The organism is uncultured Nitrospira sp. (assembly GCA_902500695.1).
Classification (GTDB): Bacteria; Nitrospirota; Nitrospiria; order Nitrospirales; family UBA8639; genus Nitrospira_E.
The window spans coordinates 1-23133 of sequence record CABVRQ010000044.1; the positions used below are offsets into that span (position 1 = coordinate 1).

General features: G+C 48.8%; 21 protein-coding genes and 1 tRNA gene. 5 read left to right on the forward strand and 17 right to left on the reverse strand.

Annotation, left to right across the window (positions count from 1 at the left end):
• The 17 genes from AAH187_RS11905 to AAH187_RS11985 form a co-directional block, all read right to left on the reverse strand.
• Nucleotides 1-961, reverse strand: a 961-nt coding sequence (locus AAH187_RS11905) for a nitric oxide reductase transcription regulator (RefSeq protein WP_342348681.1), incomplete at its 3' end; no start/stop codon positions are given.
• Nucleotides 962-1134: 173 nt separating this feature from the next.
• Nucleotides 1135-3108 (reverse strand): adenylate/guanylate cyclase domain-containing protein, encoded by a 1974-nt coding sequence (locus AAH187_RS11910; protein WP_342348682.1) that lies wholly within the window; start codon nt 3106-3108, stop codon nt 1135-1137.
• 152 nt (nt 3109-3260) lie between these two features.
• A complete protein-coding gene (locus AAH187_RS11915; RefSeq protein ID WP_342348683.1) occupies nt 3261-4541 on the reverse strand; it encodes an ATP-binding protein in 1281 nt (426 codons plus the stop codon).
• 166 nt (nt 4542-4707) lie between these two features.
• Nucleotides 4708-6966 carry an adenylate/guanylate cyclase domain-containing protein gene (locus AAH187_RS11920; protein WP_342348684.1) on the reverse strand — a complete coding sequence of 753 codons (2259 nt, stop codon included), beginning with the start codon at nt 6964-6966 and terminating at the stop codon, nt 4708-4710.
• A gap of 183 nt (nt 6967-7149) precedes the next feature.
• Nucleotides 7150-8478, reverse strand: coding sequence for a GAF domain-containing sensor histidine kinase (locus tag AAH187_RS11925; RefSeq protein ID WP_342348685.1), 1329 nt, complete (start codon nt 8476-8478; stop codon nt 7150-7152).
• Between the two features lie 347 nt (nt 8479-8825).
• Nucleotides 8826-9335: a FecR family protein gene (locus AAH187_RS11930; RefSeq protein WP_342348686.1), complete on the reverse strand. Its 510-nt coding sequence runs from the start codon at nt 9333-9335 to the stop codon at nt 8826-8828.
• 224 nt (nt 9336-9559) lie between these two features.
• The gene (locus tag AAH187_RS11935) at nt 9560-9757 is read right to left on the reverse strand and encodes a hypothetical protein (RefSeq protein ID WP_342348687.1); all 198 of its coding nucleotides are present in this window, start codon (nt 9755-9757) and stop codon (nt 9560-9562) included.
• A 708-nt stretch (nt 9758-10465) separates the two neighbouring features.
• Nucleotides 10466-11257, reverse strand: coding sequence for a 3',5'-cyclic-nucleotide phosphodiesterase (locus tag AAH187_RS11940; protein WP_342348688.1), 792 nt, complete (start codon nt 11255-11257; stop codon nt 10466-10468).
• 287 nt (nt 11258-11544) lie between these two features.
• Complete coding sequence (locus AAH187_RS11945; protein ID WP_342348689.1) at nt 11545-12213, reverse strand: Crp/Fnr family transcriptional regulator; 669 nt, start codon at nt 12211-12213, stop codon at nt 11545-11547.
• A gap of 315 nt (nt 12214-12528) precedes the next feature.
• Nucleotides 12529-12604: transfer RNA gene (locus tag AAH187_RS11950), tRNA-Asn, on the reverse strand.
• Between the two features lie 104 nt (nt 12605-12708).
• Nucleotides 12709-12972, reverse strand: a complete 264-nt coding sequence (locus AAH187_RS11955) for a hypothetical protein (protein ID WP_342348690.1) — start codon at nt 12970-12972, stop codon at nt 12709-12711.
• Between the two features lie 111 nt (nt 12973-13083).
• Nucleotides 13084-13362, reverse strand: a complete 279-nt coding sequence (locus tag AAH187_RS11960) for a pyruvate ferredoxin oxidoreductase (protein WP_312741968.1) — start codon at nt 13360-13362, stop codon at nt 13084-13086.
• Nucleotides 13363-13396: 34 nt separating this feature from the next.
• Nucleotides 13397-14101: a 2-oxoacid:acceptor oxidoreductase family protein gene (locus AAH187_RS11965; RefSeq protein ID WP_342348691.1), complete on the reverse strand. Its 705-nt coding sequence runs from the start codon at nt 14099-14101 to the stop codon at nt 13397-13399.
• Between the two features lie 29 nt (nt 14102-14130).
• Nucleotides 14131-15039, reverse strand: coding sequence for a thiamine pyrophosphate-dependent enzyme (locus AAH187_RS11970; RefSeq protein WP_342348692.1), 909 nt, complete (start codon nt 15037-15039; stop codon nt 14131-14133).
• Between the two features lie 64 nt (nt 15040-15103).
• Nucleotides 15104-16315 carry a transketolase C-terminal domain-containing protein gene (locus AAH187_RS11975; protein WP_342348693.1) on the reverse strand — a complete coding sequence of 404 codons (1212 nt, stop codon included), beginning with the start codon at nt 16313-16315 and terminating at the stop codon, nt 15104-15106.
• A gap of 140 nt (nt 16316-16455) precedes the next feature.
• Nucleotides 16456-17082, reverse strand: a complete 627-nt coding sequence (locus tag AAH187_RS11980; protein WP_342348694.1) for a carbon monoxide dehydrogenase beta subunit family protein — start codon at nt 17080-17082, stop codon at nt 16456-16458.
• A 354-nt stretch (nt 17083-17436) separates the two neighbouring features.
• Complete coding sequence (locus AAH187_RS11985) at nt 17437-17880, reverse strand: hypothetical protein (protein ID WP_342348695.1); 444 nt, start codon at nt 17878-17880, stop codon at nt 17437-17439.
• A gap of 132 nt (nt 17881-18012) precedes the next feature.
• Between AAH187_RS11985 and AAH187_RS11990 the strand changes: the two genes are divergently transcribed.
• The 5 genes from AAH187_RS11990 to hslU all read left to right on the forward strand — a co-directional run bounded on the left by AAH187_RS11990 (nt 18013) and on the right by hslU (nt 23123).
• The gene (locus AAH187_RS11990; protein WP_342348696.1) at nt 18013-18837 is read left to right on the forward strand and encodes a 3'(2'),5'-bisphosphate nucleotidase CysQ; all 825 of its coding nucleotides are present in this window, start codon (nt 18013-18015) and stop codon (nt 18835-18837) included.
• Nucleotides 18838-18916: 79 nt separating this feature from the next.
• Nucleotides 18917-20233 (forward strand): methylenetetrahydrofolate--tRNA-(uracil(54)-C(5))-methyltransferase (FADH(2)-oxidizing) TrmFO, encoded by a 1317-nt coding sequence (trmFO, locus tag AAH187_RS11995; RefSeq protein ID WP_342348697.1) that lies wholly within the window; start codon nt 18917-18919, stop codon nt 20231-20233.
• Nucleotides 20233-21183 carry a tyrosine recombinase XerC gene (locus AAH187_RS12000; RefSeq protein WP_342348698.1) on the forward strand — a complete coding sequence of 317 codons (951 nt, stop codon included), beginning with the start codon at nt 20233-20235 and terminating at the stop codon, nt 21181-21183. The genes trmFO and AAH187_RS12000 overlap by 1 nt, the downstream gene beginning before the upstream one ends.
• Nucleotides 21180-21716: an ATP-dependent protease subunit HslV gene (gene hslV / locus AAH187_RS12005; RefSeq protein WP_342348699.1), complete on the forward strand. Its 537-nt coding sequence runs from the start codon at nt 21180-21182 to the stop codon at nt 21714-21716. The genes AAH187_RS12000 and hslV overlap by 4 nt, the downstream gene beginning before the upstream one ends.
• Before the next feature lie 3 nt (nt 21717-21719).
• Complete coding sequence (gene hslU / locus AAH187_RS12010; protein WP_342348700.1) at nt 21720-23123, forward strand: ATP-dependent protease ATPase subunit HslU; 1404 nt, start codon at nt 21720-21722, stop codon at nt 23121-23123.
• Nucleotides 23124-23133: the final 10 nt, after the last annotated feature.

Sequence of the window (23133 nt, forward strand, 5' to 3'; positions counted from 1 at the left end):
CGACGGCTCGCTCCTGCAGCACCCGTAACACTTTGGCCTGCGCGCTGACGCCGAGGTCGCCAATTTCATCCAGAAACAGCGTGCCGTTGTTGGCCTGTTCAAATTTGCCTATTCTCGCTTCCACATCCGTCGCGGTGCCTTTGCTGATGCCGAATAATTCACTTTCAATTAAGGTTTCGGGTAGGGCGGCACAATTGATCGCGACAAACGGTTGACGGGCTCGCGGGCTGCTGTAATGGATGGCTTTGGCCACCAATTCCTTCCCGGTTCCGTTTTCTCCGGTAATCAGAACATCCACTGAACTATCCCGGACCTGATCGATGACTCTGATCAGCCGCTGCATGGGCAGGCTGTTTCCCATGAGTTTTTTCGTGGAGAACTGCCCTTCGACCTCTTTCCACAGATGCGCGTTTTCCTGTTGCAACCGTTCGCGTTCCCGCCGCAATTGTTCCATCACATGGAATTTCTGAAGAGGGATGGCGATGGCATCAACCAACGATTGACCCACAGTTTCATCCTGGACTGTAAAGCCCTTGCCCTTTTTATTGACAGCTTCAAACACCCCGATGATGTCTCCGGTTCTGTCCCGAACCGGAAGCGCCAACAGGGTCTGCGTTTCTCGCTTGATTTGTGCATCGATGCCGGAAAAAAACCTTGAGTCCGATTGGACATCTTTGACATTGATCAACTCTCCGGTCGCCACACAGGCGCCCGCAATTCCTAAGCGAGCATCCAGTCGAAGCACCTTCCCGCCCACAGGGAGGGGAAACCACAGTTCACATTCCTTCCGATCCAGCAGAAACACACTGATCCCCTCTGCCTCTAGTAACCGGCGTGATTCTTTTTCAATGAGTTGTAACAAGGTTCGTAATTCCTGCTCCTGGTTGATCTGAAGCAGAAATGTTTCGGGGAGGTCTATTCTCTTGTGTGGGATTTCTTGTTTTCCGGATCGACTCGGCATGGCTGTGTTCCTCACTCTATCCCTTGCCCCAACGCCACCACACAACGGGAAGCATCACGTGTACACATTATGACCAGGTGTGAATGGACAAGGCAACTACTCAGCCAGGCACTCCCTTCACCGTTCCCCATGGAAGGCTATCCGCTTACAACCCACAATCCCAGGCCCATGACCTATCCTCTAGCTTGTTCCATGAAAGTCTTAGCCGAATGTTGTTCCGCATCGGCTGTCTTCGTGATTAGCCGGTACACAGAAATGCCGTTGGCTTTTCCCCTTAGCGTGATCATGCCGACTTCTTTGAGTCCCCATGGGTGGTCCCCGAGATAGTGTTTGGTCGTCTCTCCAATAAGGATCCGGCAGACTTCACCTTTGGACCAGGTCTCCAACGAGTCTTTTTGGAAACTTTCTAATCGAGAGGCAATGTTCACGGAGTCTCCAATGGTCGTAAATTTCAGCCGTTGTTCACTGCCCAGACTTCCCACGACAACCGGCCCCGTTTGAATGCCTATCCGCATACGCACCTCGGGCAACCCTTGCTGTTGCCATTGAGTATTGAGATGGCGCATTTCCTGTTCCAGGGCCACGGCACAACCGACCGCATTGTTGACATCCTGCCGTTTATTTTCTTCAGTTTGTTCCAGCCGGAATACCCCGAAATCCGCTTTGATCATGTCTCCATGATAATCATCCACCATCCCCCCATGACTGTTGATGATTTTTACCATTCGTTCCATATACGTGTTGAGCCAGTCCAATACCGTGTTGGGTTCCATATTTTCTGCGACAGTGGTGAATCCTTCAAGATCCGTAAACACTGTCGTCACAAACAATTTTTGTGGGCGCAGCCGGCCCTTTTCCAGAAATTGCTCCCGCTTCTCCCAGACAGCCTTCGCCACCTCAGAAGATACATGCCGCGAAAAAAGCGACATCAGGAGCGTCCGGTCCTGCTTTTCCCGATTCGAAATCCAGGCTGTCACCACCATGGCATTGACCACCAATCCCATGACTGGAGGAATAAACGGGATCCACTTCCCATACATTATCCCGCTCATCACCATACCGCTTAGCAGCACAATTCCGATGAGCAGGGCCAAGGAGAAGCGCCATGCCCCTCGAACCCACCAGCCGATGAACCCTCCCCCAAGCACCCATAGCCCGATCCAGCCTGTTTCCACGGAATCTGGAAACGTCGCAATGGGGGGCTGGCCCTCCCCATTCACTAAACGGAGGAGTTGGTGCACCATATAGCCATGCAGCTCAACTCCTGGAACTGAGGGACATACCGTGAGTGTTCCGCATTGAGAGGTGTAAAAATAGTCTTTGACTCCTTGGGCGACCACTCCGATGAGCACAATGTGATCCTGAATCAATTCAGGATTGAATGTCCCAGCCAGAACCTCTCCCAAAGAAATGGTAGGAAAGAGGCTCTCCCCCCGTTCAAGATCCAACAGATATTGATATCCCTGAGCATCGGCTGCAACATAGCCCCCATCATGCGATTCGAAGGGGCGGATGACCGTTTTCCCAAGTTGCACCCAGTCAGCATTCTCAACGGCCGGTTTTGGGACGATACTCTCCTGCTGTAAATATTGCAGAGCGAGCAGCAAAGAAAATGACCGATAGAAATTTGTTCCATCATCCAGGAATAAGAGACCCCGGCGAACGATCCCCCCGGAATCCACGACCACATCGTTAAACCCCATACGATCCGTGCCTTGTAACAGGGCCGGACCGGGAATACCCCCCTTCTCAATTTTCCCGAATTTCATGACCATCAGAATTTCCGGATGCGCCTCAAGTACGCGGTTCAATTCCTGCCGACCCGGCGGCACTTCCAAATCTCGATAGATATCCACTCCGATCGCTCGAGGGTGATGTGTCGTCATGATGTCTAAGGTTCTGGCGAGGACTTCATCCGTAACCGGCCATTGCCCTAATGTACGAATATCCTGGTCCGTAATAGACACCAGCGTAATCGGTGGGTTGGGCCTTGTGTTGGTCGGACGAAGACGCATTGACCAATCGTAGGCATCCAGTTCCGCACTTTCCAGGAAGCCTTCCGACCGAAACCCCATGACACCCAGAAAAACCAGAAGAGTCATGACCCCAATGTGAAAGGCGGGAGAACGAAGAGAAGAATAGCCCACAGGGATCCCCTTAACGGCTCAGGTATGAATGAAAAAGAAAACGGGAAAATATCTGCTAGGCTTTACTTACGATCACAAGCGGGAACAGGTTTAGGCTGGGTCAATGAACGGGGAACAACAATGTTCACGCCTCGTACCCGTGTTTCAAAAGGTTAAGAAGACACGTGACCTGAAGAAAACGTTGTGGACACTTTCATGGGCAAATGAATGTGAAAAACCGTTCCTCTATTCACTTCACTCTCTACCGCGATGACTCCCGAATGCGCTTCGATGACATCCTTGACAATTTTTGTTCCCAACCCGGTTCCACCCTGTTTCCGGCTTATTGCCCTGGCAGTGAATAACGTATCTCGAATTTCGGCCGGCATGCCTCGCCCGGTATCAATCACCGACACATGAACGGTCTTTCCCATGGCTTCCATTTGTCCCTTAATCGTAATAGACCCGCCATTGGGAACTTCGGAAATAGCATTATTGACAAGGTTATAAAAGGCATTGAACAGCCGCGATTCATCGGCTTGCATCACCGGCAATTCCAATATCCCTTCATGAACCAGAGTAATCCCTTTTTCCTGAGCCGCCAGCTTCAAGGTATCAAACACCGAAGCGACGACATGGTGAAGCTTACAGGGGGCAAAGCGTGGGGGGCTCGTCAAACCCTTCACGCAATCGGCAATTTCTTTGACGCGCTCTTGAATCCGTTTTGCATTATTCGCCACCATCTCAATGACTTCCAGGCATAATTCATGGCTGGCTCGGCCTTTGTCAGGATCAAAATGTGGGAGATCGGCAAAGACGTTATTCATCTCATCTCTCAGAAGGGACGTCCCACACAGGACCGGCATCAGCATATTTTTCACGTCATGCCCGATGTCTCCCAGAATTCGAGCCACCTCCGCTAATTTAGCTTCCTGAAATAACCGCGCCTGCTCGATAGCCAGTGCCGTAAACGCCCCGATGATCATTAAGATGGCCACATCGTCCTGATTTAACCTGTCCTCCCGCTTGTTCATGACCTCCAGGACTCCGATGGGATGGCCTTCCCATCGGTTCAGGGGAATGGCTATCAGGTCCCTGGTGTGAAAGCCACTCAGTTGATCGATTTTCTCAAGATGGCGCTGATCTTCCTTCACATCTTTTATCACCACAGGTTCTCCTGTGGCGAAAACCGATCCCGCAATTCCTTGGGTCCAGGGAAATGCCGTTCCGGCCTTGAGAGGTTGGTCACCAATTGAATGGTAAAACACCAATTCCTTCGTTTCCGGATTGGCCAACAACACGGAACCGGCCCGGCAGTTCACAATCTCCAAGGCTATCTTTAATCCTTGTTCCACCACATCTTCCACGCTGAGATGCTGAAAAAGCGCCTGGCTAATTCTCCGGGCGGCTTCCAGTTCCCGTTCCTTCCTATCCAGTTGACTCGAGGGATTCACGTCTGAATCCCCAATGGCGTCAATGTTGACCTATTTTTCACCATAGCCGTATCACACGTGGAGGGTGATCGGAAAAGCGTAGCAAAATTTTCAAAAAAAAGCTTGTCGGGCCTTGAAGGGAGCGCCCGGGAGGAAAAAGGGCAAGCAGGATCAGACAAAGTCAGGGTTATTTTTTCTCTAGCGTCACCACCTTATCCCATGGTTCCTGGGGTGGATTTTTGGTGAACTGTTCACAGAGTTGGAGATAAAATTCCGAAGGTCCATCTCCATCTACAAGGTCAACACACTGAGAGAACAATTCTCGTGCGATATTCCAATCTTGTATTCTAAATGCACCAAGGCCCTTGGCAAAGATCCCACTCGCTCTCATTCGGTTTTGGTCAGACTCCTCCAGGCGACTGATGAGTTCGTGGATGACAAGCGACTGCTCGTTCCCTTTGATCTTAAATTGTCCAAGCTCTCTCAAGAGAAAGGCTGCTTCAAGTCCATGGACGACATCGCCCGTCACGGCGATTGTCGTTCCAAGATACTTATTTAACCCTTCCACCCGGGAGGCCGTATTGACCACATTTCCATCTGGACGATACTCATCAGAATCGACAGCCCCCACTGTTTCGATGGTCAACTGCCCGCAATGCAATCCGATCCTGGTGGGAAGACTGTACGGCGCCGCCTCCCGGTTAAACCGATCAACAGATTTCGCAATATCCAAAGCCGCGAAGCACGCTTGCCTTCTCAGGCCCAGCGTATCCTGAGGCGCTTTCCAGATCGCCAGGATCGAACCTTCCTTCAGATCGACGATAAGTCCCCCATGGTGTCGGACGGGCGTAAAGAGAGCTTCAAAGTATTTCCCGAGCATAACGCTCAGTTCTTGAGGATTCAGTTTTTCGGATAAGGTCGTGAAATTCGCGGCATCGGTAAACAGACAGGTCCCATAGACAACTTGAGGCTCGCCTTTAAGATTGCCGAGATCGCGTGACAGCGCATCCAGCACACTATTGGGCAGATAGGCCCCAAAAGCCTTTCGCATTTTCTTTCGTTTCTTATCGGTCTGATAATAGTCCCACAGGACAGCACTCCCGAATGCTAACGGACCCTGCACGAACAACGGAATCATGAGGGGAGACCACGTGAAGGCGCTCTGAAAAACATAGGCGGCTCCTCCCAGGTACAGTAAGCTCAAGATAAGGACCGCCCCCGCCGCCAACACCGTCGGAACCATCCGGCAAATCACCCCCACAAGGAGACCCCAACACAGAAGAAGCGCTATTTGGGCACGCAGACTCATGGGGATGACAAAAGAGTCCTCCAGCATGTTAGCAAAAGCCGTGGCGGCAATTTCCACGCCTCCAATCACGACGCCATTAGGCTGGGAAAACCTCGTGTAAAAATGACCCTTTCGTTCCTCCGGCACAATTTCGGAAAGTCCCACAAAGACGGCTGTGCCTTTCAGATCAATTCGGGCACCCATGGGGGCGTCAGACCCGGATTCCAGGACCCGATAATACGAAAGGGTGGAAATCGTCCGTGCAGGTCCATAGAAATTGAGATATCGGCTGCGTGCGTTTCCATAAATCTTGATGAGTGCGTTGAGCTGCCGGAAGTTCTTCACATCGGCCCGATGAGATTCCGCAGGCCCGAGGGACTTGAGCATATCTTCTGCCAAACGCGGATTGCCTTCAAAGACCGCTCTGATATTCCGCACCAACTCCACCAGGCCTTTGCTGGTTCGTGCCGACTCAAAATCATTTTGAAGTCGGCCGCTTAAATTGGGACGCACCTGCTCAAGAAGTTGAATAAACTGTTCATAAACGGGTGAAGAAAACAATTGGAATGCCAGGATTGGAAAGGTTGGCGCATCGCCCGCTCCTTGTTGAAACATCCCATACTGGTTCACCCTAGACGGGATTCTTGGAAGCACAAACGGCCCGGTTCCTGCGGCCGCATCTTTGAAGGGCGCAAATGGCTTCGAGATGTTCACGATGCTATCCGCGTCAGCCGGGTCTTCTGCCATCAAACCCCTGTGAACCTTTTTCGCATTCACCCCATCGGCCAGCACCACATTCCCGGCTCTTTGAATCGCCTTTTCAAAACGTACATCATCCTCGGGGAATCGGGCTTCCAGAAAATGCACGTCAAAGACAATGACCTTGGCTCCAGCTTGCACCAGCCGGTCCGTTAGCCGCGCATGAAGCGAGCGAGACCATTTATCGGGATTGTCGGGGACGTTGAGGTGCGTTGAGGAATCCTGATCAATACTAATGACGACGACGTCAGTCGGTGGAGGCCTGACACCTCGTAATTGGAATAAGAGACCTAATCCAACATCTTCTTCAAAACTGCGAGAGAGAGGGACAACACTGAAGACCACTCCACCGATACCGATGAGTAGACCAAACATACCAGCCTTCATGAGTTTGGCCACGAATGATTCTCCTCTGATTCTGGCAATCTCATTCCTGAAGATGCCCCCAGAACCGTCAGTACCCCCTGACCCACGTGGGCGTTCCTGAACGACCTCTCCCATCAGCTCCACTCTCGTCGGCCCCTGAGAAGCAACCACCAATCGGCCCTCCCCACAAAGGGAGATCAGCCGTCGGGACCATCTTTACAATCTCGGTGGAGGAGGGTGCACAGGAAGATGCAGATAAAACGTTGTGCCCACACCCAACTCACTCTCTACATAAATACGTCCTCCATGGGCATCCACCACATCTTTGACAATTTTGGTGCCCAGCCCCGTCCCTTCCCGCTTGGTGCTGATGGCCTCGGATTGAAAAAGGCGATCCCGCACTTCGGGACACATGCCCCGACCATTGTCCGAAACAGTGACAAGAATCCCCACCCCGGGATTGTCCTCCTTTCCGGAGACCGAGATTAGGCCTCCTTCGGGAACCTCCGGGATGGCATTGCTGATGAGATTGTACAAAGCGGTAAAGAGGCGGTGTTCATCGGCTTCAATCACCGGGAGTGAGTCCAGACCTTCGGTGTCGAGGAGGACCCCCTGCTCCGCGGCATAGGTTTTAAGCGTTGCAAACACGGCCCTCACCACAGTGGATATCTGGCATGGAGCAAAATTGGGAGGACTTATGACACCTTTAACCGCATCAGCAATTTCCCGGACGCGCCTTTGTATCCGCCTGGCATTGTTCACAATCATACCGGTGAGTTCCTGGCAGTTGGCATAACTCGTCTCAGCCCCTTTCATCTTCACGTGGATCAAATGAGGAAATTGCTGGTCCAATTCATCTTCCAATAATTGGGCCCCTGATAACACCGGCATCAACATATTCTTTATGTCGTGACTGACATCACCCAACATTCGAACGATGACGGCGAGCTTCGCCTCCCGATACAGACGGGATTGCTCAATCGAACTCGCGGCAAGTGCTGATACAATTGTCAGGATGGCCACGTCTTCTTCATCCAGAAGCGAATCGCGTTTGTTCAGGACTTCCAACACACCAATAGGCTTTCCTTCCCACCGTTTTAACGGCAGAGCGATCATATCCCGTGTCACGTGCTCGGTGAGCAGATCAATCCCTTCATAATGGCGCCGATCCCGTTTGGCATCCGGAAGCACGATGGGCTTTCCCGAATGAAACACGGCGCCGGCAATCCCCTTGTCCCATGGAATCGCCGTCCCGGCTTCCACCGGGCTGACGCCAATGGAATGCCGGAACACGAGTTCTTCGGAATCCTGACTGGCGAGAAGAATTGAACCGCTCTCCGCTCCCACAACCTCCAGAGCCGTGGTGAGGGTTTTTTCGACCAGTTCATCGGTGTGAAGATGCTGGAACAGCACTTCCGTCATTCGACGGGCCGCTTCCAACTCCCGGTTGTGCTGCATCAATCGTCGATCTTCTATCCGGCGTGGCTCTTTACGCCGGTCCGGGACCGGCGTCTGAAACGACGACGATTTGCATTTTGAATCCACAGTTGTTTCTCCCATGAGATTACGGCATCCCATACATATGGTACCCACATGATTCATAAATTTTCATACGGCTAGGCAATGAATGGTTTCATTTCACGTTGAAAACTACTTGTCTCTCACTCTTATGGTTGCCTTTCCCCCTTGCCAAAATGAACTAGACAATTCCTTAATCACCTGAAGGAATCTATCAAGAGGAACCGCCCCCAAAAGAAGACGGCCATGAACGAAAAACTTTCAATACCGGTATTTCCCAACCGAATCGCCGCTTCAGCATCCCTGGGCATAACGGCTGTTTGCTATCTGAGCGTTCGTCCTTTTTCCGACACGACCGCCTACCTCCCGAGAGGTTAATGCGTTTGGCCGCCATTGGCAGCCACAACCTCTCCATCCAGGATGGTGATTTTTGTCTGAGTATTTCCGTGCCGAATCAATCCTTCTGTTCCCTCCACACCTGCATTGACGAATACGGTGCGTAACCCCAGGGGGAGAGTGGTTCGGCTGGAAAAATAACTGGCACCTTCAATGAGGTCGACCAAAAAGGTCTGCTTATTTTGAACGCCTCCCAGGGTGATGGTGATGTTTTGATCCAACCGGAGTACCGCTCGATTCGCCAGGGCTATATCCGCACGGCTTCTGTCACCTACCCGGATGCGATCCCCGGCACAGAATATATCGTTGAGACTCACCGGTTGCCACTGCGTGACATTCACGCGACGCACATCCACCATTCCCTGAACGGATACGGCGGTTGCCACAATGGGATCGCAGGCTGCAGCCAATATGACCGACGGAGTAAGCTCAAACGCCAGAAGACTGACGCAAAGTAGCCAAGGGGAACAGGCAGAAACCGCTTTCATTGTCATATTTCACCTTTGTTTAGGAGGGGGCTTTTTTTCTCTCATTTCGATGTTTCGGTGGAGCAGAAACCGGGGAAATTTTGGGTGAGAATATCAATTCGGTATTCCACTCCTCTTTCTCTCAGATTTTCAGGAAACGATCCCGTTTGTTGGGATTCGGAGGCTTTGACGTCACGAGGCGTCGGATGACGCGAGGGGAGAAAGCGTACGAAGACTAGAACACCTTACGGGTTCATGATTCTGCCATTGAGATCTCCTTCTTTTTTCCTGCCAATTTGTGGCTCAACATCTTTGCTTTCACCATCATGCTCTTTGTGTCCTTTGACACATTCGATTTCATCCACCCATTGTTCCCATGCTTTAAGAATACCTTTGCAGAGACGGATGACCTGTCGGTTAAAGATTACGGTTGCTTGTTGCATGGGCATGTTCCTTCCCTAACATTTCTTCGCAACGGGTCATCAAATCGTTACGATGCCTCAACGACTTGATGAATCCTGCCTTCAATTGTTTGAGACTTGAGAGGAGGGAACATCCCTGGTCCGCACCTTCTACCTACCTTCGAAACCCACTCCTTTCGTCATGAATTCCCTGGCGACGGCAAGGAACGAAATCCAGAGAGGCGAGGTTCGTTAGGAAAAACCAATTACGTGTTCAGAAAAACGATCCGAGGCGACTCTGTCTGTCTAGATGTCGCGAACTCAATATTCCTTTCTCATGGATTGGGAGATTGGTGCCATGGATATGATTGATGTCCATGATTTTAGAATTTCGATCACGTTATTTGTGATTCAGGCAACTTCAATACCATCTATATAGTCGGTGCTCTTCCCGTTTTTTTGTAGATAACCACTTGGATGGAAACAAATATTTCCGTTTTTAAAGCATTTTGCTTTTGTCATGCCATTTCAGGCATTCCGGCAGGGTATCCATTTGGATACATAATATATCCATTTAGATACATTTTTTGGGGAGACTTTTTTCGAATTTCCCACCTTAATTCATTTAGGTATGTTTATTGACCTTTATTCCGAAGGACCAACCAGAATTAATTCGGCAGTCTGAGATGCGGATTACACTTAAAAAGTAAACGTGAGGGGAAAAAGAGATAAAGAGGAAAATGGTAATTCCTAGAACTTCAGTTCCTGGCCTTCTTCTAATATGGTGACGTGTGGGATATCCAGATGGCTTATTTCATCAATGATCTGGTCTCGTACGCTGGGCTTCATATGGTAGACATACAGGGGCAGATCAGGTTTTCCAATTTTTCGATATTCCTGGGCTAACAGAGTTGGCGTAAGATGTTTACTCCGATAGGCCATATCTCTCATTGAATCGGGAAAGGATACCTCAATGAAGACCCCTTTTAAATTTGGTATTCGGGCCGCCTCTTGCCAAATGCTTTCCGTCGAATAGGTATCTCCACTATAAATCCAGGCCACCTCGTCATCCTGAATAATAAAACCAGCTGTTTCGACGGTATGGTTAACGGGGATGGGAGTTATTTTAACCCTTTTAGACAAGGGCAATTCCCGCTTGGGCTCCAATTTCTCAGCACGTAAGATGGAATATGGAGATCCCGGAAGATTAAAGAAATTCGGAAAAACCAAATCGTTAAAGACATGCTTCTGAAGTCCAACTAAAACTGAGGGTAAACCTGCTACCACGATTTGATGATCCACCAGCCCGGACATATTATCGACAAGTGGAGGAATGCCTTTCACGTGATCGAGATGCAAGTGGGAAAGGAGAATATATTTGATCCGCTTTTGCTCCTCCAAAGTAAGTCCCGATGCTAATGTTCCAGCGTCCACCATAAGTTCTTCATTAACCAAGAACCCGACGCTCCGACAAATATGCTGACTGGTTGGTCCATTCAAGAGCAGGTCAGACCCATGGGCCCCCAATACCCGAATATTCACAATAAACCCCTCGAATGAAAGCAACGAGTCATACGCTTGCCTACACAGTTGGCATTATTCAAAAAATGTAGTTATGAGAGACCAATTTCGAGTCGTGGAATCCTCCGGGGGTCACCTTCTCTCCAAGAAAAAGAAAATCGGATCATCTTGTCTATATTTTTTTAATGTATCCCATTTCAGATCTCATGTCTGTGATGTTCGTCACATCCTTTCTGTGATTCTCCTCACACTTCCCCAATTCCATGCTTTTTAAATAATCAATTTCACCAAACCAAATCTGTGTGGGTTTATTCCCAAAATCTATTGATATAAATCGTGTTCCGGGTAACGGTCAGACTTCCGTTTTCCTTGAGTGCCTTAAGGGTTCGACTCAAGGTTTCCCTGGAACATCCTACCATTTTGGCTAATTCCTGGAAGGATGGGCGATTGGAAATCAATAATTGTCCATGAATCTCCACACCATCCTGAAACTCTGCCAAATTAAGCAGACATCGCCCCACACGCCCATAAATATCAAACATCACGAGACTGCGAACTTGTTCGCTGACTTTTCGCAATCGTTGGGAAAGGTTTTTGAGAATTTTCATGGCAATGCCTGGATGGTTTTTTAACAGTTCCGTCAATGCCTTTTGTCCCAATAAAAATAAATCACTCGGCTCCACCGTTATCACTGATGCGGATCGTGGAGCCGATTCCAGGATGGCCATCTCACCGAAAAAGTTCCCGGGACCTAAGTGCGAGAGAATAAATTCCTGACCGTTTTTCCCGGTTAAAAGCACTTTAACTTTGCCTGACAAAATAATGAACAGCACTTCGCCTGAATCGCCTTCTTGGAATATCACATTTTTGTCAGGCAATTTTTGACGACGCCCCGAAGCGGCCAACAGACTAAGCTCCTGATCCGTTAATTCGGAAAAGAGTGGGACATTTTTAATGGCTTGGTTGTCCATCACCATGATAAGAAGGTTCCTAACGGGTCATTCTTCCCTTGGATTGATCACGGCTCGGTTGTTATTTGGATAAAATGCACAATAACTCTGAATTCTTGATATTTTTTGATTTCACTAACCTTTAAAGCAAAAACTATTCTACAACTCCATAATTACATAATTCACAAATTCTGCTGGATGAGAACTTGGCTAATGGTTGTTGATTGAATATTAAGGGGCTGAGGGAAATACTTTACCCTCTGCCTTTTCTTTTATTGGGTAGCTTACCCCCTGAAAAAAAAAGCCCTTTGCAAGCGGACTTGCAAAGGGCTTTAGGCAATGTGGCTCCTCGGGCAGGACTCGAACCTGCGACCATTCGGTTAACAGCCGAACGCTCTACCAACTGAGCTACCGAGGAACGATTTTTTGTTATGTGCGATTTTTCTATTCTAAAAATATTATCATAGCGGGACTGCCTGATTTCTTCAAGAACCGATGAAGTATTTTAATTACTTTTATGACTTAGAACTGAAAATCCGCAGAATCCTCTTCCCCCTCATCCGCCTCTGACGCACCTCCATCAGATAACTTCACGTAGTGGCGTGCCCATGACAAATAGATATTGGCACTATCCTTCATCGCATCAGTGCCCTTTATAAGCTTACCAACAATTTCCTGATCTCCCCCACTGATTTCAATCTCTCGTGCTTTGGTTTCCAACGCATGATGAAAGTTTTCCATCTGTTCGGTCAACGTCTGCACATGTTGCTTTAAATCGATACTCATTTCATCTACCCCTAAATCCTGTTCATCCATTAATGATGGTTTGTCAAACAAATAAAAAAGCCCTACGACCAATCACAAGACGGCGATCGTAGGGCTTTTCGTCTTTAAGAGTTACCCCTGGTAGGCTTGACCCAACTCCGCGGCTTCTCCAGCCTTTTCCATTAAGGTCCCATCTGAATTCACGGCAACCATTTCAATGGCTTCATGTTTAGCGGCGTCACACACAACTTTACACAGCTCACAACCCTTACACCGTTCAATATGCACTTCGGCAATCATTTTATCTGAATTGAGATCCAAACAATTAGCTTCCGGGCAATACATGATGCAGAGCCGACAGCCTTTTTTCGCCACACACTTTTCTTCCGTCACTAGGGCAACATTATACATCTATCTCTTTCCTTCGATGATGAGGTTCTGGGTATTACGCAGCAGCGGCTTCTCCGACCATTAACTCTACGTTGTTTTTCTCTGCCCATTCTGCGGCAATTTCATAAGATCTAGCCACCGTATCTAGATTCTTTTTTAACAACATTTCTTTCTTTGCAAACTTCTTTTTAATGGCTTCGTCCAAAGTTGCCGTACCACCAGAAGCCACAAACTTTTTACCAAACCGTTCTTGTAAGGCCAAGTCCAACCCATTCATGGTTACACACTTCGTGATTCCGGCTACGGAACCAATCATGGTCATGTTTGTTGCCAATTCAGTCCCTGCAACTTCCAGGGCAATATTCGTCCCTGGGATGTTAAAGACCGACACGTTGAGATCTTTGAGTCGCTTCACATCTTCGTCTGACAAAAGGGGCATGTCGGTATTAATGATCACGAGCCCGCCCTCTTTAATCCCCGAATAAAATGGCATTGTGTAACTCTTACCCATCGTAATGACTTGAGGGTGAAATACTTGGATCACATCAGGGAATACGAGTTCCCCGCGATCGTAAATTTTCCTCAGTCCTATTCGACAGTAACTCTCGGCTGGCGCCATGCGTTTTTCTGCTCCAAAGAATGGGTTTGAAATAGCAAACTTACCATCTTTAGATGCGGCCATGGCCATGACATGGGCCGCAGTCACGGCACCCTGCCCTCCCAAACCTGACATTCGGATATTGATTCGACGTATAATCATGGAATAGCTCCTCTCACATGTCTCGCCGTTTATGCCGTTTGGCCGGCTAGTTGCTTTTTGGCTTCAGCTTTTCGTTCTTTTTCCTTCGCTGCTAATTCGGCTAATAGTTCCTTAGCCGGTTCACTTATATACTCTTTATATGCAAACCGTTCCGATGGTTTTTCCGAATCACGCATTTCCTGCAAACCTTCCATGCTGTTTTTCCCAATTTCCAAGATGCATGGCGTATACAACTGGAGGTAGGTCGGCCCAATTTCCCGCGCAATATGCACAGCATTTTTAATCACTTTTTCAATGAGATTTGGTTTGCTGACCGTGCAATTCACAACATAATGGCAACCGGACTCCCTGGCAATTTCTGGAAGTCGAACTTTTTCAAAGGTCTTGCCTACCGGTGCCATCTTGGCAACGAAACCCTTTTGCATGAGTCCACTCTCTTGGCCACCGGTATTGGCATACAGCTCGTTATCAAAACAAATGGTGGTAAATTTTTCTTGGCGGAACCAGGCCTGCAAGGTCATGTCTAACCCTATATCCACCGTAGCCCCGTCCCCAGCCAATACCACCACATCTTTGTGGCGATCAGGGAACCGAACCGTCAGGGCGCGTTTCAATCCTGATGCAATGGCATTTTGATTACCGAACAATGAATGGATGTTGTGGACCGCCACATGCGGAAAGACTAAACTGGTACAGCCCGTCGAGCCGACCATGACGGTATCTTCAGGATTCGGCAATGACGCAAGGATATAACGAAAAGCCATGGACTCCGGACATCCTGCGCAAAGCGAATGTTCTTCAATGAGTTCCTTCGCGTTACCAATATCTTTCCATCCTCGTTGCTCATTTCCATACGTTGCCCGCTTGACCAAATCCTGATACTCAGCAGGCATGATGTCAAACAATTCTTCTGCGATCTTTATTCGTTCTTTACTCATGCGATTCTCCTTATTTTTATGAGCTGTTCGAGGTTCATACCCTCAAAGAATGCTTTACCTTACATCACCCTCCACGTCCGGCTAACGAAGGGGCCTTAACTCCCAACACGGTTTTGATCTCGGCAGCGATGATTTCAGGTGGCATCGTCATTCCACCGCATACATGGGGACCCGCATGAACCCGTTCATTATTCGGAATGGTTGCACTCACTTCACGGGCTAACCATCCAGTGACATTAAACTCAGGAACAATAATATGCTTCGCATGTTTTGTAGCTTCCCTGATCTCCTCTCCAGGCCATGGGCGTAGAGTTTTGACCTTCACCAAACCTACCTTAATGCCTTCCTCTTCTAATATCGCAATGGCTTCCCGGCTTTGCGAAACTGCCGTCCCCGAGGCCACGACAATGACCTCAGAATCAGTATTTTCGGTATCAATCAGTCCATCCATCCAACGGATGGTATGCTTCCTCGACCGCTCAACAGCCGCCCATACCTCTTGCTGCCAGCTCGCATGAGTGGCATAACTGATATAATTACTTTTCATCACGAATGGATCTCTCATCATGCGAACTGGAGGACATTCCATGTCCATACATGGAACAGGTGACCGATAAGGATCGTACGGTGGCAAGCACATATCCACGGGGGTCAGATCAACCATATCCTTCGTATGGGTCACAAAAAACCCATCGCAGCATAAGGCCAGTGGCAGATGGACATCAGGTTCTTCCGATACCATGTACCCTTTGAGGATCCAATCATAAAAATCTTGGGCGGTTTCCGCATGCCATACCAGCATACCCGTTTGCATCAGATAAGAAATTTCTAGAGTATCCGGCTGGATTGAGAGCGGAGAGTTGATGCCCCGGCAGGTTACAATCATTTGTATAGGCAATCGCGCTCCAGCCCACATGGGGAAATTTTCCATAGCCCGCATCGTGCCTGGTCCAGCGGTGGTAGTAAATACTCGGGCGCCACCAAAGGCTGCTCCGGCACATTGAGACATGACGGCAAATTCACTTTCCCCTCGGAAGTAATCACCAATATAGCCTTCGGCAAAGAGTTCCCCGCACAAGGCGGCAGCTTCACTTTGAGGTGTAATGGGATACGCGACCATTATGTCACAGGAGGCTCGGCGTACAGCCTCTTTAATGACTTCACTCCCGGTAAAGAACGATGGCGTTCTTGCCGCCTCATTCATCATGTGCCAGGGATCGGTATACACCTGCTCTTTTTTGTTTTTTTGTCCTATAAAAGAAGCTTGAGCGGCCATGATTGTGACCTCCTTTGTCTGCTTCAGGGTGAAAAACTTCCGATTTTCTTAAACGATAACACTCAAAATCATAGATGAAAGTTTCTTAGAACAAAGCCTTCATCTTTCTCATATACAATAAATGCCCAGAACAAATACTCCTAATGTTTCGCCGGAGGGGCGACCGACCCCTTCAATTTCTTCACCCAATCTGCCAATCTGATTATTTTATCAGCTGTCGCGTCACGAACCGATAACATGGCATCTTCGTGGCCAGCCTGCGCGCACATAGCAATCGTATAACAGTTAGTGCCACCACGAATGATCTTGAGAGAAAGATTGGCCTGATGGCAATGGACGCCCACAAACATACAGGCATCAATTTTATTATGCCAAATGGTCAAGTTTGGATGGTTCGGGTTAATTTCAATTTCAGGATTAATTTTGGGATATTTCGGTCGATAGTCTGGCATGGGGATAAGCATGGCCTGCTGACAAGAAGAATCCACGCATTCCTTGATTGTTTCATACAAATGGCGAACTGCTTTGGCTTTCTTGGCAGCCTTGTCATTCCAAGCCCATAGAACCAAAGGTCCAGGAAAGATTGTGGGCACTTTTGCCGAAAGAAACTGCCTGGCTGCCTCCTCCAACGCTTCCTCTTCAGAAACTATGCTACCATGAATATGCCCTTGACCTGGATCGGGGAGTCGAATCCCCATAGAAGCCGCCGACGGTGGCAAAAAATGTTCGGGGCCTGGCATTACCCTATAAGAAGTAGAAGTTGTCATCGTACCCTCATGTCTCCATTTAGAAAAAATTGGACAAATACTACCCGCTCCACCTGCTTACTGTAAGAAGACAATAAGCAAATCTCAAGACCGAAAAAGACCCACCTGTCCAAAATATTGGACTTTTTGAGAATAGATCATATGAGTCTTTTGCCCTATTAATCAAAAAATTTCTTATAACCTAGCTTAGTATAAGAAGGCGCTATAAATATTGTCAATTTGAATATTGTTGATATCAGACGGAAAAACCGATTTCTCATGGTGAAAGTCCCCTTGACTGTCAACCTACTCATTTGCTTGAAAGGAAGCCTAAAAGAAGAGAGAACCCACAGCTGGCATAATTGAGAACATGGGCTATCTGGCTCTTACCTTCAGAATGGCATACCGCCAGGTAGCTTCTCCAATAATTTTGGGTATTGTGGGAAAAGGCATGGTTAAAGAAAAATCCCTAGCCTGGGTTGGAGGAATTTCTAACGAGATCTCTGCTGATTCTTGCCCAACAATTTCACATTCTGTCACATGGCAATCCTCAATAGTGGCCTGGATAGTCACTGAATTTATGGTAAAAATTTGAGCTACATTTTCAAGCCTTCCGGTTATCACAAACGAGCGGGAGTTCAGCCCTGGCCTAACCCCCATGTGAGAAAGGTGGACCTGGCTAATAGGAATCCGCTGAAACTCCAACTCCCTTTCCTGTGTATCCTGCCAAATGATAAACCCGATGGCTCCAAACAAGACTGCCAGCGTCATTCCCAGGGCACGACGAAATTTTGGCAAATACGTCGCTACCAGAATCATTATTAATATCAACAGGATGATAGCAATGGGGAACATAGGCCTCACACACTGTAACTGAGAAAATCTTTTTTCTAACTCCCTAACCCCTTATCGGTATCGGGAATACTACCCTTCTTTGCACTGGAGAAAACAATGCCAGATTTGTCTCGTGAAATCGAAATCGTCTCTAACCTGGCTCGGAAGGCAGGAGAGGTTATCATGAACATCTATCAAAAAGATTTTGCGGTTACATACAAAGGCGTTAACGATCCCGTCACCGAGGCTGATCAGCAGGCCAATACCCTTATCGTAGATGGATTACACACTCATTTTCCACAGGATTCCATCGTGGCGGAGGAAAGCCCTCTCCCCTCCACCTCTCTGACCACAGGTCGAGTTTGGTACGTAGACCCCCTGGATGGAACAAAAGAGTTTATTGCACATAACGATGAGTTTTCCATCATGATCGGACTGACTATTGATGCTCGCACCAAACTGGGTATTGTCTATTGGCCTACCCGTGACCACCTCTATGCCGGCCTGACGGATGAGACGGCTTGGATAGAATGCAACGGGATTCGCCAGAGACTTTCAGCGCTCGAATCCAAAAGCCCCCCCAACATTTCACTCGTCGCGTCTCGTTCTCATCGATCCCCAATCCTTTCGACCATTCAACAATCATTGCACATCCATAATGAACAACTGCTGGGCAGTGTGGGACTAAAAATTGGTCATATTGCTCAAGGAAAAGCTGACGTCTACATTGAACCAAGTCCGTATACGAAGGCATGGGATGCCTGTGCACCTGAAGCCATTTTGCGAGGAGCCGGCGGGTGCTTCACTGATATCCACGGGAAACCCATCCAATATGGACTCAACAATTTTCGCAATCTTCATGGGTTGGTGGGAAGCACTCCTGACATTCATCAACGTGTCATTCAAGCCTTGACGGGTCGATGTTCCTCGTGTGAAAGTTGACACCTTTTTCCGGCGATTCTTAGAATTTATTCTTTAATACCCTTTCAACGACTTTTTCTATTATCATTCTCGCACAATTATGAGAAAAGACCTCGTCATTATCGGAGGCGGCTTGGCCGGATCGGAGGCAGCATGGCAGGCGGCCAACTCTGGAGCCAAGGTGACCCTGTATGAAATGCGGCCTAAGGAAGAGACCGCCGCACATAAAACCGATCACCTAGCCGAGATTGTCTGCTCAAATTCCCTTGGATCGAATGATCCGCTCAGCGCCCCTGGAATGTTGAAAGAGGAAATGCGCCAATTGCATTCCTTGATCATCCGAATTGCCGACGAGGTGCGGATCCCAGCAGGGACGGCATTAGCGGTAGATAGAGACCAATTTGCCTACAAGGTGACCCAGGCATTATCAGAGCACCCGAATATTAAAATTCTTCGGGAAGAGATCCATGAAATTCCCGAGGATGCACTGTGCATTATTGCCACCGGCCCCCTGACATCACCCAAATTGTCTGAGGCGATCATCCAGTTCACTCAATCGAAAAACCTGTTTTTCTTCGACGCAATTTCACCAATCGTGGATGCCGATTCCCTCGACACAGACCAGACGTTTCTGGCATCCCGGTATGAAAAGGGCACGGCAGATTATGTGAATTGTCCTATGGACGAAGCCACCTATAACGCCTTTTATAATGCCTTGATCGAAGCTGACCGCGTCCAACCCAAGTCTTTCGAGAACGTACCGTATTTTGAAGGGTGCCTCCCAATTGAGGTCATGGCCGACCGTGGTCGCCAAACCTTATTATTTGGTCCCCTTAAGCCTGTGGGTTTAGTTGATCCCAAAACCGGCCAACGACCCTATGCTGTGTTACAATTACGTCCAGAAAACGCTCATGGCTCCTGCTATAATCTGGTAGGGTTTCAGACCAAACTCACCTATCCGGAACAACGCCGAATTTTCAGAATGATCCCTGGCCTGGAACAGGCAGAATTTTTACGATGTGGAAGCATCCACCGGAATACGTATATCAACGCACCGATCCTCTTACAAGACACCTTGCAAGTGAAAAAACAGCCTCGCATCTTTTTTGCCGGGCAATTGGTGGGAGTAGAAGGTTATGTAGAGGCGGCGGCCAGTGGCGGGATCGCCGGAATTAATGCCGCTCGGATCTTATCAGGCCGTTCTCCGGTCACCCCACCACCCTCGACCGCTCACGGAGCACTTCTCCATTACATTACAACCTGTGAGCCAAAGCACTTTCAACCGATTAATTCCAACTTTGGGCTATACCCGCCACTTGATACACCGGTGCGAGACAAACAGAAAAAACGACAATTCATCCAAGAACGAGCCACTACCCATTTCAAAGCATGGATGACGCAATCCGAGCTTTCGTAATGTATCTTCAATTGGAACGGGGAGTTTCGCCTGAAACAAGCCGAAGCTATCAGTCCGACCTCAAACAATTCATGGCGCACATTCGACACACACTGACCGCGAAAGACGTTTCACAGCCTGGCGCAATTGACTCACTCCATATTCGATCCTTTCTGAAGAGCCTCAGTGATCAAGGGTTAAAAAAACCCTCACTTGCCAGAAAACTGGCATGTCTCAAAAGCTTTTTTCGTTTTTTAGTTGAAGATGGGCGGGTTCCGCGTAATCCAGCATCGACTGTTCGTTCACCTCGACAAGGAACACGTCTTCCCACTGTCCTTACCAAAGACGAAGCCAACACTCTGTTAGATGGGTCAGCATCCCAGCAATGGATTGAGTTGAGAAACCACGCCATTCTAGAAACGTTGTATGCAAGCGGAGCCCGGGTCTCAGAACTGGTCGGGTTAAATTGGGGAGATGTGGATTTAGAAACCAGATCGATCCGACTGCGGGGGAAAGGGAAAAAAGAGCGGATGGTGCCTATTGGCACAGTGGCTGCTGAGGCCATCTTGGAATATCAACGTCATCCGTCCCACAAAAACAAGGTTGTACAAACCGGAACATCGGCTCCACTCGTGCCCTCCTCCTCAGGATCCCAATCCCTTTTTCTCAATGCTCGAGGAGGACGGTTGACTGCTCGAAGTGTGGAACGCATGATGAAGCAAGAGACCGAACACCGTTTCAATAAGACGATCACTCCCCACACCCTGCGCCATTCCTTTGCCACCCATCTCCTCGATGAAGGAGCCGACCTTCGAGCCATCCAGGAACTCTTGGGACATGCCTCGCTCGCCACAACCCAAAAATACACCCATGTGGCTACAGACCAACTCATGGCCGTTTATGACCGGGCACACCCCCGATCCGGCTCTACTCACTCCATACCCCAAGAAGGAGACCATCTCAAACGATGAAGATTCGATCCACGACGATTCTGTGCGTCCGCAAAGGGGCTACAGTGGCCATGGGCTGTGATGGTCAGGTCACCGTCGGCAACACCATTATGAAAAGTAACGCCAAGAAACTCCGGAAAATGCATCAAGACCAGGTGCTCACCGGCTTTGCGGGAGCGACCGCGGATGCGTTTACCTTATTTGAAAAATTCGACGCCAAGCTAGAGGAATATCGAGGAAATCTCACCCGAGCCGCCGTTGAACTGGCGAAGGATTGGCGAACCGATCGGGTCCTTCGACGATTGGAAGCCCTTTTAGCGGTGGCCGACCGTGAGCATTCATTCATCATTACCGGCACAGGCGATGTAGTCGAACCGGAAGACGGAATTTTGGCCATTGGATCAGGGGGACCATATGCGTTATCTGCTGCTCGAGCCCTCCTGGCTCACACCGAACTGCAACCGTCCCAGGTTGTAGAACAAAGCATGCGAATCGCCGCCGGAATCGATATTTATACCAACCATCACATTGTCATTGAGGAGTTATCGTCATAACGTATGGAACAAGAGACTTCACCAGCGAACAAAAACTTGGAATCTCTCACTCCACGCCAAATTGTGGAGGAGTTAGACCGCTATGTCATTGGACAACGGGACGCCAAGCGCATGGTCGCCATCGCGTTACGAAACCGCTGGCGACGCCAACAGCTCAGCCCGGAACTCCGTGATGAAATTGTCCCGAAAAATATCATCATGATCGGCCCGACAGGTGTCGGGAAAACCGAAATTTCCCGACGAGTCTCAAAATTAGCCGATGCGCCATTCATTAAAGTTGAGGCATCTAAATTTACCGAGGTGGGATACGTCGGCAGGGACGTGGAATCTTTGATTCGTGACCTCACAGATTTATCCATCAATATGGTCAAAACTGCTTACCTGGAAAAGGTCCAAAAGAAGGCTGAAGACATGGCCGAAGAGCGTGTTTTGGATATGCTGCTTCCGCCCTCGCCGTCGAGTCCTTCGTTTGAGTCCACTGAAGAATCAGCAGAGGCTCCCACACAACAGAAACAGGATCAACAGGAATCCACCCGCTCAAAACTTCGCCTTCAGCTACGCGAAGGAAAACTGGATAATCGGATGGTGGAAATAGAAATCAAAGAACGAGGAGGACTTCCGGTTGGAATCATTTCCAATATCGGGGGGATGGAAGATCTTGAGCACAACCTTCGGGATATGCTCGGCGGCATGATGCCGGGTAAAAAGAAAAATCGCCGGATGAAAGTCTCAGAAGCGCTGAAATTCATGGCCCAGGAAGAAGCGCAAAAACTCATTGATATGGAAGAAGTCACCAAAGAGGCCATTACACGCACGGAACAATCGGGTATCGTCTTCCTGGACGAGATTGACAAAATTGCCGGGCGAGAGAAAAACACAGGACCCGATATTTCCCGTGAGGGAGTGCAGCGTGACCTCCTTCCGATCGTGGAAGGTTCCACGGTCAATACCAAACACGGCCCGGTCAAAACCGATCATATTTTATTTATTGCCGCAGGGGCATTTCACGTGGCCAAACCCTCGGACTTGATTCCGGAATTACAAGGTCGGTTTCCCATCCGGGTAGAACTGGAACCCCTCACGAAGGATGACCTTATCCGCATTTTAACGGAACCCAAGAACGCCCTGGTCAAACAATATCACGCATTGCTGAGCACAGAAGGGATCGCGTTAGAATTCACTAAAGACGGGATCGAAGAAATTGCAGCCACTGCTGTGCAGGTGAATGACCGAACCGAAAACATCGGCGCACGACGGCTCTTCACCATCGTAGAACGGTTATTGGAAGATGTTTCGTTTGAAGCGCAAGATCTTCAGGAAAAAGAGGTCGTCATCAACGCGCAGTATGTTCGGGACCACCTTCAAAGTATTGTGAAAGACGAAGATCTCAGCCGGTTCATTCTTTAAAATCAAAACA